9 protein-coding genes are annotated in these 12,578 nt (G+C 47.8%); 5 read left to right on the top strand and 4 right to left on the bottom strand.

Annotated elements, in window-relative coordinates:
* The 3 genes from ACTHMC_RS19515 to ACTHMC_RS19525 form a co-directional block, all read left to right on the top strand.
* Positions 1–1,189: KUP/HAK/KT family potassium transporter (locus ACTHMC_RS19515; RefSeq protein ID WP_440415633.1), on the top strand; the 1,189-nt coding region annotated here is incomplete at its 5' end.
* A 78-nt stretch (positions 1,190–1,267) separates the two neighbouring features.
* Positions 1,268–2,056 (top strand): alpha/beta hydrolase, encoded by a 789-nt coding sequence (locus ACTHMC_RS19520; protein ID WP_440415634.1) that lies wholly within the window; start codon positions 1,268–1,270, stop codon positions 2,054–2,056.
* Positions 2,057–2,083: 27 nt separating this feature from the next.
* Complete coding sequence (locus ACTHMC_RS19525; RefSeq protein ID WP_440415636.1) at positions 2,084–2,893, top strand: alpha/beta hydrolase; 810 nt, start codon at positions 2,084–2,086, stop codon at positions 2,891–2,893.
* On the opposite strand, the gene ACTHMC_RS19530 is transcribed toward ACTHMC_RS19525, so the two are convergent.
* The 4 genes from ACTHMC_RS19530 to ACTHMC_RS19545 form a co-directional block, all read right to left on the bottom strand.
* Entirely contained in the window at positions 2,894–3,829 is a 936-nt protein-coding gene (locus ACTHMC_RS19530) for a LysR substrate-binding domain-containing protein (RefSeq protein ID WP_440415637.1), read from the bottom strand.
* Between the two features lie 246 nt (positions 3,830–4,075).
* Positions 4,076–4,984, bottom strand: coding sequence for a S66 peptidase family protein (locus ACTHMC_RS19535; protein ID WP_440415638.1), 909 nt, complete (start codon positions 4,982–4,984; stop codon positions 4,076–4,078).
* A complete protein-coding gene (locus ACTHMC_RS19540) occupies positions 4,981–5,382 on the bottom strand; it encodes a helix-turn-helix domain-containing protein (RefSeq protein WP_440415640.1) in 402 nt (133 codons plus the stop codon). Before ACTHMC_RS19540 ends, ACTHMC_RS19535 begins: the two co-directional genes overlap by 4 nt.
* A 16-nt stretch (positions 5,383–5,398) precedes the next feature.
* The gene (locus ACTHMC_RS19545; RefSeq protein ID WP_440415642.1) at positions 5,399–6,442 is read right to left on the bottom strand and encodes a S66 peptidase family protein; all 1,044 of its coding nucleotides are present in this window, start codon (positions 6,440–6,442) and stop codon (positions 5,399–5,401) included.
* Positions 6,443–6,541: 99 nt separating this feature from the next.
* Between ACTHMC_RS19545 and metG the strand changes: the two genes are divergently transcribed.
* Both metG and ACTHMC_RS19555 read left to right on the top strand, forming a co-directional pair.
* Complete coding sequence (gene metG / locus ACTHMC_RS19550; protein ID WP_440415644.1) at positions 6,542–8,626, top strand: methionine--tRNA ligase; 2,085 nt, start codon at positions 6,542–6,544, stop codon at positions 8,624–8,626.
* A gap of 46 nt (positions 8,627–8,672) precedes the next feature.
* A complete protein-coding gene (locus ACTHMC_RS19555) occupies positions 8,673–12,527 on the top strand; it encodes a hypothetical protein (protein WP_440415646.1) in 3,855 nt (1,284 codons plus the stop codon).
* Positions 12,528–12,578 lie beyond the last annotated feature (51 nt).

Raw genomic sequence — 12,578 nt, forward strand, 5'->3', positions numbered from 1 at the left:
AAAGATCTCCGCACAGAAACTGGCCGACGGCTTCAATCCGTTTTACGCCATCATGCCACAGTGGTTCGTGATCCCAGGCATCATCATCGCCACGGCAGCAGCCATCATTGCCAGTCAGGCGCTGATCAGCGGCAGCTTCACCCTCATCAGTGAAGCCATGCGACTGAACCAGTGGCCCAAGATGCGGATCAACTATCCAACTGAAGAAAGAGGACAATTATACATTCCCGGTATCAACACCCTTCTTTTCCTGGGTTGCTGCGGCATCACCCTCTACTTCCAGAAATCATCCAGGATGGAAGCGGCTTACGGACTGGCAATCACCATGTGTATGATCGCCACCACCATCCTGTTTGCCAATTATATGGTGAGCCGGCGGGTCAGGCCTGTATTCATCTATCTGTTCCTCATCGTTTACCTCAGCATAGAGCTCAGTTTCCTTTCCGCCAACCTGGATAAATTCCCGCATGGCGGTTATGTGACCCTGGTAGTAGGCGGAGCCCTCTTTGCCGTAATGTATATCTGGTACCGCGCGCGCAAGATCAAGAACCGCTATGTGGAGTTTGTAAGGCTGGAACATTATATCCCGCAGATCCAGGAGCTCAGCAACGACAAGACAGTTCCCAAGTACGCTACCCACCTGGTGTACCTCACCAGCGCCAATAACCCGAAGGAGATAGAGCATAAGATCATTTACTCCATCCTGAACAAAAAACCAAAGCGTGCAGATATCTACTGGTTCGTGCATGTTGACACGCTGGATGATCCTTATACCTGCGAGTATTCCGTGGACCATATCATTCCCAATGATATCATCCGCGTGGAATTCAGGCTGGGATTCAGGATCGAACCCAAGATCAACCTCATGTTCCGGAAAGTGGTGGCAGACCTGGTGGCTAATAAAGAAGTGAATATCACCAGCCGTTACGAAAGTCTTGAGCGGAACAATGTGGTGGGTGATTTCCAGTTTATAGTGATGGAAAAATTCCTCAGCCAGGATATCGAACTGCCGATCACAGAGCGAATGATCATGAAGCTTTACTTCTGGATCAAAGAATGGAGCCTGTCTGAAGAACGCGGCTTCGGTCTTGATGTGAGCAATGTAACGGTGGAGAAGTTCCCGCTGATCGTAGCGCCGGTGACCAATCTCAATCTGAAGCGCATACATAATGAAGATGACGGCTATTAATTTCGCATCGCCCGGTCGCTCGCGTCCCCGAGTATTTAGTCAGTCCCTTTTTTGTATCTTACAGGAAACTGACTGTAATTGCCCACATTCGTCTGGTATATCATCATCGGTATCGCGGCACTCAGCATCATTGCCTATTTCATTCAGGAGAAACTGATCTTCAAACCGGAAAGACTACCGGCAGATTTCCAATTCAAATACGATGTCCCTTTCCGGGAGCTCTTCTTCGATATTGCGCCCGGTGTACGCATCAACGGACTGCATTTCTATCGTAAAGATTCCAAAGGACTGATCCTTTATTTCCATGGTAATACACGCAGCATCAAAGGCTGGGCGAAATATGCAAGAGATTTCTACCGCTACGATTATGATGTGGTGATGGTGGATTACCGGGGCTTCGGTAAAAGCACCGGCAAGCGGAGCGAAAGAGAGATGCTGTCCGACATGCAGTTTGTGTACGACACTTTGAAAAAGCAATGCACGGAAGATCATCTCATCTTATATGGACGCAGCATCGGAAGCGGCTTTGCCACGAAGATCGCTTCAGATAATAATCCCCGCTACCTGATACTGGACAGCCCTTATTACAGCTTCAAAAAAGTGATCCAGCGTTTTCTGCCCATCCTCCCTGTTCGTTTTGTACTACGTTACCATCTGCGTACGGATCTCTGGATCCGCAAAGTAAAATGCCATACTTATATTATCCATGGCACCCGGGACCTGCTTATTCCTATCCGCCACAGCGAACAATTGCAGCACCTGAACCCTGCCGGCATCACGCTGATCAGGATCCATGGCGGTGGCCATAATAACCTTACTGTATTTCCCGAATACCATAATTTTATCAGGGATATCCTCAAGGATTAAAGTTGCCTTCCTAACTTGCAGCCCGGTATGAACAGAAAAAAGATCATCAGGTGGGTGAAAATAATACTGATAGTGTATGCCATTATCGGTATCGCAATTTATAGTTTGCAGGATTATTTCATGTTCAGACCTGTGGTGGTTGACAAATCCCATAAGTACGAATTCGATATTCCCTACCGCGAGGTGAACCTGCCCTACTCTTCTGATGTGAACATCAACGTGATCCAGTTCACTACTACCGATTCCGTTCCCAAAGGGGTGGTGCTGTATTTCCATGGTAACAGGAAGAATATTTCCTGGTACGCGAAGAATGCGCCCCAGTTCACCCGCAACGGTTATGAAGTGTGGATGCTGGATTATCCTGGTTTCGGAAAAAGCACGGGAACACTTTCAGAGCAGAAACTCTACGACTGGTCATTACTGTTATACAAGCTGGCGCGCGCCAGGTACAAACCAGACAGCATTCTGTTGTATGGCAAGAGCATGGGTTCCGGTATTGCGGCGCAGTTGGGTGCCATCCGCGATTGCCGCAGGCTTATCCTGGAAACACCATACTACAGTTTCCCAAGCATCCTCGGTTCCAGGCTGCCCATGTACCCGATGGACCGGATGATCAAATACAAGATCCCCACCTGGGAGTACCTGCAACAGGTAACGGCTCCCGTGAGCATATTTCATGGCACATCGGATGGCGTGATCCCTTACAGGAATGCAGCCAGACTGAAGCCTTACCTTAAGCAGGGAGATGAATTCATTACGGTGGAAGACGGCAGCCATAACGACTTACCTTCTTTCCCTGTTTATGTGCAGAAAATGGATTCTTTGTTGAAGCGATAATTAAACCGGAACAATTTTCAGGCTTTTGTTCTTGCGTACCTTCTCAGGAACAGCTGTGATGATAGCGTCTTTCAGCACTTCTATCAATCTTTTCTTCACAAAGTCCCGGTGCACCACCACGCTTACTTCCCGCATGGGCGCAGGCTTTTTGAAGTGACGGACCAGCTGCATCTTTTTGGCGTCCATATCCATGGTGGTGAGTTCAGGCAGGATGGTAATGCCATCGTTCAGTTCCACCATGCGTCTCAGGGTCTCGATGCTTCCTGCTTCATATTCAAACTGGTTCCCGGTTTCCGTGGCTTTACGCAGTTCGCAGAGGTTCACGATCTGGGAACGGAAACAATGTCCTTCTTCCATCAACCAGAGTTTGTTGGGATCGATGTCCTGCGGCAGCACATAGGTTTTCTTGTAAGCCGCATTTTTAGGCGACACATAAGCGAGGAACTCTTCGTAAAACAGCACATGCTCCTTGATGCCTTTTTCCTGCAGGGGCGTTACCAGGATACCCGTATCGATGCGGCCTTCCCGGAGGCGGTTGATGATGTATTCCGTCCGCATTTCCTGCACTATCAGTTTAACATGCGGGTATTTTTTATTGAAGGCAGGTACAAAGAGTGGCAGCAGATAGGGAGCCAGGGTTGGAATGATACCGATGCGCAGCTCTCCTGTAAGGATACCACGTTTATGCTGTACAATTTCATTGATGAGATTTCTTTCAGAGAGCACTTTACGTGCCTGTTCGATGATCTCCATCCCGGCTTCTGTAGGTACTACAGGTTGTTTACTTCTGTCGAAGATCTTGATCCCCATTTCTTCTTCCAGCTTCTGGATCTGCATGCTGAGAGTGGGTTGCGTAACAAAGCAATGATCCGCGGCCAGGGCAAAATGCCGGAAAGTATCCACTGCCACGATGTATTCAAGCTGCACGAAGGTCATACCGGAGATAGATTTTAACTATGAGTATATAAAATAAATCGATCTTAATTATCGCCAAAATTATTAACTTTTACAATATTGAAGTCAACCAATTCCGAATCCCTGATCCGTTCAGGCCCGATTAAGCGCTGATATTAGAAAAGGTCGTTTCCCTGGGGAACGGCCTTTCTGTTATATACCCACCTTATTTTTTCAGGTCACTGCTGTATGGATCTTCATACCTGAAAGCTCCGTGTAAACCGAAAACTATTCTTCCAGCGTCACCTTTGTATTACCCACTTTTAACTTATACCCCACTCCCACTTTCAACGCATAATTCTCCTTTCCATGACTTACCGGAAAACCAAAACAAATGGGGTAATCAGCGTCCTTCACTATTTCATGAATGATCTCCTCCACAGTTTTGCCGAAAGGCCTTTCCGTATCCTTCATATCTGTAAACCCGCCGATGATCAGGCCCGCCAGCTTTTCCAGTTGACCACTACGTTTCAGTTGATAGAACATCCTGTCGATACTATACAGATACTCTCCCACATCTTCTATGAACAGGATCCGGCCTTTTGTTTTTACCTGGGATGGAGTGCCTGTTACATTCGCCAGCAAAGCCAGGTTCCCACCAACCAGGTCTCCCACTGCCTCTCCTTTATTATTGAATACATGTGGCACCACATTGTATTTTGCTTTCTTACCTTCCAGCGCCTGCCGGAGCGACAATACATATTCTCCTTTGTAACCTTCATCATTGAAAGCGGCTGCCATTGGCGCATGCAAAGTGGCGATCTTATAATTAGCATAAATATGCGAATGCAGTACTGTGATATCACTGAACCCGATGATCCATTTCGGTTTCTTTTTGAAAGCCTTGAAACTGATCTGATCGATGATCCTGCCTACACCATAACCTCCTCTTCCGAAAAGAATGGCATTGACAGATTCATCATCCAGCATGGATTGAAGATCTTCGAGACGTTCGGCATCCGTGCCGGAGAAATAGGTATCGGAAGCGCTCCCCAGTGTTTTGCCAACCTTTACCTTATATCCCCACTCCTGCAACACATCAATGCAGGTCTGTGCTTTTTCCATTGCCATATAACCGGCAGGACAAACAATGCCGATGGTATCTCCCGGTTTCAGGTATTGCGGAATTTTAATCATTTTTTGATGGTTGATTTGGATGAAGGTAGAAGTTTATAAGGTTTGTTCCACAATTCCTGGCTGAATGTGAACCTGTTCCCTAGCTTCCTGATGAATTCTTTGGAGAATCCACGACGGTAATGAAGAATATCAGAAATAAGGCTCTTACTCACCTCAAGTTCCTTAGCGAGGTCAGCAGCTTTCATATTATTCATATCCATCACAAATTTCAGGTTCTGCACGGGATCAAATTTTTCTTCATCGGGATCCTGTTCTTTATCATAGGTTTCTATAAGGAGTGTGAGCAGATCGATGGTATCCAATACATCTTCGGTTGGCTCTTTGATATCAGTGAGCTTTTCGAAAAAATTGCAGTATTCAAAATACTGCTTCTCAGAACTGATGATCTTGTATGGCAACTCTTCTTTATTATTCCTATCTTATTTCATTCAGCCAAACTCCTTCTGCACTCACTGTCAGTTCATGCATCACTCCGCATTTCAACGCATAATTATTCCGCTGATGTCCCACCGGGAAATTGAAACATACCGGGTAGGTAAACTCCTTCACTTTCTCCATCACAATATCTATCACCGTTTTCCCGAATTCTTCCCCCGGATCGTCTGGCTTCACCTTAAAACCTCCTATCACCAGCCCCGCCAGTCCGGATAGCTTCCCGGAACGCTTCAGGTTCCAGAACATCCGGTCGATGCTGTACAGGTATTCCCCGGTATCCTCCACAAACAGGATCTTCCCTTCTGTATTGATCTCTGCATTACTGCCGGCGAGGCTTTCAATGGTCTTGAGATTGCCGCCGACCAGCAAGCCTTCCGTCCGGCCCGTACGGTTGAAACCCGATGGCGGTGTTGAATAGGCGGTCTTTTCCCCTTCCAGTGCACGGCGTATGCTGAGGATGGTATCCTGCTGCATGGGCTCAGCCTTGTTCCAGTCGTCCGGGAAACTGTTGCACATTTTGGAATGGATGCTTGCCACCGGGTGGTTCACGCTGAGGTAACAGTGCATTACCGTTATATCGCTGAAGCCGATGATCCATTTAGGATGTTTCATGAAACCGGAAAAGTCCAGTTTATCGATGATCCGTACCATTCCATATCCTCCCCTGGCGCACATGATGGCTTTGATGGAATGATCATCCAGCAGTTCCTGGAAGTCCGCCTGACGGTCAGCATCGCTACCTCCAAAGGTGAAATCCCGCAGTCCTACCGTTCTTCCCGGCCTCACTTTATAACCCCAGCTTTCCATTTGCTGGATGGCCGGTTTGATGGATTCCAGGGTGATAAAACCCGCCGGGCAGGTGATACCGATAGTATCTCCGGGTTTCAGGTATGGAGGAATAACAGGTTTTGCAATTGAGGAACCAGCCCGTCCGGGAGCTGAGGCCGGAGCGCCCATTCCTGGTATCACCGGCAGGCTCACACCGGCAAAGGCCAGGGAACGAAGGAAATGTTTACGGTTCATCCGCTAAAGTTATCAAATCCGCGCATTTTGACGTTGCCCCCATTTACGGTATTTTTGCCACTTATCTGATGGTGTCAGATCTAAAGACTAAACATACAAATGACAGATTTTAAACGATATCTAGTTACGGCAGCATTGCCCTATGCGAACGGACCCGTGCATATTGGCCACCTGGCAGGTTGCTACCTCCCTTCAGATATTTATGTGCGTTACAAACGCGCCCGAAAAACCGATATCAAATTCATCTGCGGCTCGGATGAGCATGGTGTGCCCATCAACCTCCGCGCCCGCAAAGAAGGCGTTACCCCGCAACAGGTGGTTGACAAGTATAATGCGCTGATCAAGGACAGCTTTGAACAAATGGGCATCTCCTTTGACATTTACAGCCGCACTTCCAATAAGATCCACCATGAAACTGCGCAGGCCTTCTTTAAAAAGCTCTATGATGAAAATCTTTTCGAAGAGAAGGAAACCGAGCAGTTCTTTGATGAAAAGGCCAACCTGTTCCTGGCCGACCGCTATATTGTAGGAACCTGTCCGGTTTGCGCCAATGAGAATGCTTACGGCGATCAGTGTGAAAGATGCGGTACCAGCCTCAGTCCCGAACAACTGATCAATCCCCGCAGTTCCCTCAGCGACGCTATTCCTGTAAAGAGAAAGACGAAACACTGGTACTTCCCGCTCCAGAACTATGAGCCCTGGCTGAAGGAATGGATCCTGGAAGGACATAAAGAATGGAAGAACAACGTATACGGTCAGTGTAAAAGCTGGATCGAGAACGGCCTGCAGCCCCGCGCCATGACCCGCGATTCTGACTGGGGTGTAAAAGTGCCCCTGCCTGATACCGACGGCAAAGTGCTTTACGTATGGTTTGATGCTCCTATCGGTTATATTTCCGCAACCAGGGAACTCACCGATAAATGGGAAGACTACTGGTGCAAAGAAGATTCAAGACTTATCCATTTTATAGGCAAGGATAATATCGTTTTCCATTGCATCATTTTCCCCAGCATGCTGAAAGCGCATGGCGGTTTTGTGGTGCCGGACAATGTTCCTGCCAATGAATTCCTCAATATTGAAGGAGAAAAAGTTTCCACTTCCCGCAACTGGGCTGTATGGATCGATGAATATATAAAGGATTTTCCCGGCCAGCAGGACCTGCTCCGCTACGTACTTTGCGCCAACTCTCCTGAAACCAAGGACAATGACTTCACCTGGAAGGATTTTGGCGACAGGGTGAACAATGAGCTGGTGGCTTCCTTTGGGAACTTCGAGAACAGGGCATTTGTGCTCATGCACAAACTCTGTGGCGGTAAAGTGCCGCCGCTGCATGCAGATGCCCTCACCAAAGAAGATGAGGATATGCTGGCTGAATTTGAGATCACCAAAGGCAAGGTGGAAGCGAACCTGGAGCAATTCAAGTTCCGGGATGCATTGGCAGAAGTGATCAAACTGAGCAGCAAAGGCAACCTCTATCTGCAGAACAAAGAACCCTGGAAAGTTGAAAAGAAACTGCAGGAAAATCCTGAATTGCAAAAAGTGATCGATAACTGTTTGCATATCTGCCTGCAACTGACAGCCAACCTGGCCATCCTGATCAATCCTTTCCTGCCATTCACGGCACAGAAGATGATCCACAAAATGAAAGTGGTGGACAAAATGCTGGAATGGGAAAATGCAGGCAAAACGAAGCTTCTGAGTGTAGGCTACTCGCTTCGCGCACCAGAACTTCTTTTCAATAAAATAGAAGAAGATGTGATCAGGGCGCAGGTAGAAAAGCTTCATGCCAATATGGTAAAGCCCGTTTCAACAACAGCTCCTGCTGCTGTCCCCACACCCACAGCCGCCACCGTCAAACCGGTTATCCAGTTCGATGACTTCGCAAAGATCGATCTCCGCACAGGTACCATCCTCTCCGCAGAAAAAGTGGCCAAGGCCGACAAACTGCTGAAACTGGAAGTGGACCTCGGATTCGAAAAGCGTACAATCGTATCCGGTATAGCCCTGCATTACCAACCCGAAGACATCATCGGTAAACAGGTAGTGATCGTAGCCAACCTGGCGCCGCGCAAGATGAAAGGCATCGAAAGCAACGGTATGATCCTGATGGCCGAAGACGCCGCAGGCAAACTGCATTTCGTAAAACCTGAAAATGTTGTAGACCCGGGCTCCGGCGTTAGCTGATCTTCGATTATAATCAGTAAATTACTGATGAATCGGAATCTGTTGCATGACCTTGATTAAGCTGGGAAAGAAATTCCTCAAAATAGCCGGGATAAGCATTGGCACCCTGGTGCTCCTGCTGGCCCTTTTCTACTGGTGGTTCATCCATCATGCGGAAAGGGCCATCAGCGAGGTCGTTTCCCTTCAGTCTAACGGCAAACTGCAGATGCAGATCGGAAAGATCCGTTACAACTACGGCAGAAAACTCACCCTGCAAAATGTTACGCTCTACACTTTAGAAGACTCCACCGATAAAGCAGGGTATAATTTCCAGATAAAGAAACTGGAGCTTTCTGTCAAATCCATAAGATCACTCATCTTCGATAAGCAACTGCTCATCGATTCCATCATGGTGCAGCAACCCCTCATCACTATCACCCAACAAAAGAAAAGTGAAGCCCGGCATATGTCCATTCCCGAAGAAATGGGAAAGATCTATGAAAGCATCGAGAAAGCCCTGAAAGTATTGGAGATAAGCCGCTTTCAGGTTGACGATGCACAGTTCACACTGATGGACAAAACACAACCCGACCTGCAGCCACTCACCATCTCCAGACTGCATTTTCATGTAGACAATTTCAAAGTAGACACTACCAAACATAAACAAAGAGATAAATTCCTTTTTTCAGATAATGTGGTGCTGCGTTCAGACCATCAATCCTTCATGTTGCCAGACGGCAAACACCATATCGCTTTCAAAGGATTCAGCATCAATATCCGCAACCGGAAAGTGGAAATGGACAGTTGCACCATCACTGCTTACCGGCATCACGGCACCATGCCCGTGTTCAATATGTTTGTAGATACGATGCTGCTCACCAACGTAGACTTCCTGGCGCTCTCCCGTCAGGGCCTGATCCGCGCAGATTCAGTATACCTCGTGAACAGTGATATTGAACTGAATATTCATGAAGACAGTATCGTTTCGCGCAAGCATAAGAAGAAACCATTGAACCTGCAGCATGCTCTCAGCGGCATTGCCAGTGATATGCAACTAGCCTATATCGGCGTGAAGAATTCCAGCGTGCAGGTAACTACTGAAAAAGACAACAAGACAAATACTTTCAGCAGCAGCAGGAATAATTTCGAACTGTACAAAGTTGTTGTTGACACAAGGGCTGAACATCCTATCACTATCGAGCAGTTCCTCATGGCCATCCGCAACTACGATGGTTATGGAAAAGACAGCGCCTACCGCTTGCAGTTCGACAGCATACGTTTTACCAACAATACTGTAAGACTCGATAATTTTTCCATCACCACGGCTCCCGGCGCCAATATCGATGCACAACGCAATTACCATATCCCGCTGTTTGAACTGAAAGGCCTCAGCTGGCAGGACCTGCTGTTCAACCGGCATATCGTTGCACAGGAAGCCGTACTGCACAGGCCCGTACTGCATTATGAAAAAATGCCGTACCACAGGACCGGGGATAAAAGATCCATCTACGAGCTGTTTACTGTATTGGACACACTGCTCAATCTCCGCCGCATCAGCATGATCGACGGATCACTCGATTTCAAACTCAACAGCAATACCCAAATCAAGGTCAGTCATGTAAATGGTTCCGTAAACACTGACCGGCTGCTGCAGGCCACTTCCTCCGGCTTTATTGAAAGCGCCGTGGAAAGCCTTGCATTCTCTAACGCCAGCATCACTACTCCCCACCTGCTCATCAACATGGACCGCGCCTACTTCGAAGGCGGAAGCCGGTCGCTGGTGATCAGAAAATTCAAACTCAACAGCAAGGAACATAATATCCAGCTCATCGCTGATGACCTTGCCTTGCAGGACCTGCTGCTGAACGACAGCAGCCACCTGCTGCGTATCGATCATATCAGCTGGAAAAAAGCCATCGCAAGGATCGAGTCGAAGAAATCGAAAGATTCTTCTTCAGCCCCCATGCCATTGAAACTATTTGTGAATGGCATCCAGCTGAACAACACAGACCTGCAATACAAATCAGGCGACAAACATATATCTGCATTCCTGACGCAGGCTTCCGCAGGAAGTATCATCAAGAATCCCGGAGAAACCCTGCAATTGAACCAGCTTCATGTGAAAGGCAGTAAAGCCAGTTATATTCAGCATAACACTGCCGTCAGGATCGAAGCATTTGATATTCATGAAGGATTGCCTTCCACTCTTACAGGTATCAATATTGATCATACGGAAAACAGAGACACAGTTTCTGTCAGGACTGCTTCCCTGCATCTCACTCCTTATATAGAACTGGCAGGCAAAGGCCAGTTAAGAATGGATGATATTGCGCTCAATGATCCTGCAATAAAGATCATCACCTATCCGCATACACATCACACTGCATCTCACAAAAAACAGGAATGGCCTGCCATGGAAGTGAATGCCCTCAGGATCATCAGGCCGGATATTTATTTTAAAGAAGTCAGGGACTCTGCATTGCTCGAATTCTATTGTCAATCCAGCAACGCCAGTGATGGGCTGCTGTTCACGCATATCCGCAGCGGTCATACTCCGCATAACCAGCTGACTGCCGCTACCGCTCATATCAGGACCAGCAATATCAGTTTCAGAGAAACCGGCAAAGACAGTGTGCTGCACCACGCCAGATCACTGAATGTTCAGTTGAAAGATCTCGCAGCCAGTAAAGCGTCTGCACTTTCGCTCACCACCGTTTTACTACAGGCCCAATTGCAGGGTTATGAAAATTATACCAGCACCAAAGGCAACAGGATGAAAGCAGACTCACTTTCCCTGGATAACCTTCATTTCAATACCGCCTGGCTCAAAGAACCAGAGCAGTTCTTCCGCCATAGCCCGATGATGTCCCTGCATCATTTCACCGGCTACCATATCAGCAAAACCAATCACTTCACCTGGCACAATCTGAGCTACCGCAACAAACAAAGAGAACTGAGCCTGGACTCATTCAGTTACACGCCTGTTGCCACCCGTGATGAATTCATTGCAGCTCATCCCTATCAGACAGATTATATCCAGGCGCGCACCGGCAAAGTACTGATCAAAAACATCGATCACCGTTTATACTTCAGTGATAGTACACTCAATATTCATTCTATCTTCATCCAGGATGCCGGTATCAATGTGTACCGGGATAAACGGCCGCCTTTCCAGCATGGTATCTACAAACCACTGCCAACAGGATTGATCAGAAAGATCCCGTTCCCGCTGAGTATCGATACCATCGGGATACAGAACCTGACTGCCCGCTATTCAGAACTCAGTGACAAAACCCTGAAGACCGGCTCGGTGCCCTTTACGCATATCAATGCCACACTCACTAATATAAAAAATACGGATCTCAGTTCTACAGACAGCATGAGACTGCGGGCATCCGCCATGCTGCTGGACTCCATCGGCATTGCACTAAGCATGGATGAAAGTTATACAGACAGCTTGCAGGGATTCAGCCTCAACGTGAATATGTCGCCCGCCCATCTTCCGGTCCTCAATCCCATCCTGGAACCACTGGCCAGCATCAGGGTGCGCCGGGGAAGGCTGGATACCATGATCATCCGTGCAGTAGGCAGGGACTATATTTCTCTCGGGGAAATGCAACTTTACTACCGGGGACTCAATATCCAGTTTCTCAAGAATGGAGTGGAGAACAAAAGCACCATGCTCACACGCTTTATTACCTGGGCCGCCAATCACCTGGTGCTTCGTCAGCATAATGGCCACAAAACCGGCTACATCTATTTCCCCCGCTTCCGCGACCGTTCAGTTTTCAATTACTGGGTGAAGATGACCCTCAGCGGCGCAGCCAGCAGTGTGGGTGTAAAGAAAAACCGCAAATACATCAGGCGCTACCACAAAGCCCTCAGAAGAAACGAGTTACCCCCCATCCCGCAATTCGAATAATATTTTCAACCTCCCGCTACCCCTATATCGAATTTTGTTTTATCTTCGGTT

This window comes from Pseudobacter sp. (assembly GCF_051955275.1).
Classification (GTDB): Bacteria; Bacteroidota; Bacteroidia; order Chitinophagales; family Chitinophagaceae; genus Pseudobacter.

Coding starts and splice junctions, on each gene's coding strand:
- ACTHMC_RS19525 (WP_440415636.1), top strand. CDS start 2,084: ATGAACAGAAAAAAGATCATCAGGTGGGTGAAAATAATACTGATAGTG.
- ACTHMC_RS19530 (WP_440415637.1), bottom strand. CDS start 3,829: ATGACCTTCGTGCAGCTTGAATACATCGTGGCAGTGGATACTTTCCGG.
- ACTHMC_RS19535 (WP_440415638.1), bottom strand. CDS start 4,984: ATGATTAAAATTCCGCAATACCTGAAACCGGGAGATACCATCGGCATT.
- ACTHMC_RS19545 (WP_440415642.1), bottom strand. CDS start 6,442: ATGAACCGTAAACATTTCCTTCGTTCCCTGGCCTTTGCCGGTGTGAGC.
- metG (WP_440415644.1), top strand. CDS start 6,542: ATGACAGATTTTAAACGATATCTAGTTACGGCAGCATTGCCCTATGCG.
- ACTHMC_RS19555 (WP_440415646.1), top strand. CDS start 8,673: ATGACCTTGATTAAGCTGGGAAAGAAATTCCTCAAAATAGCCGGGATA.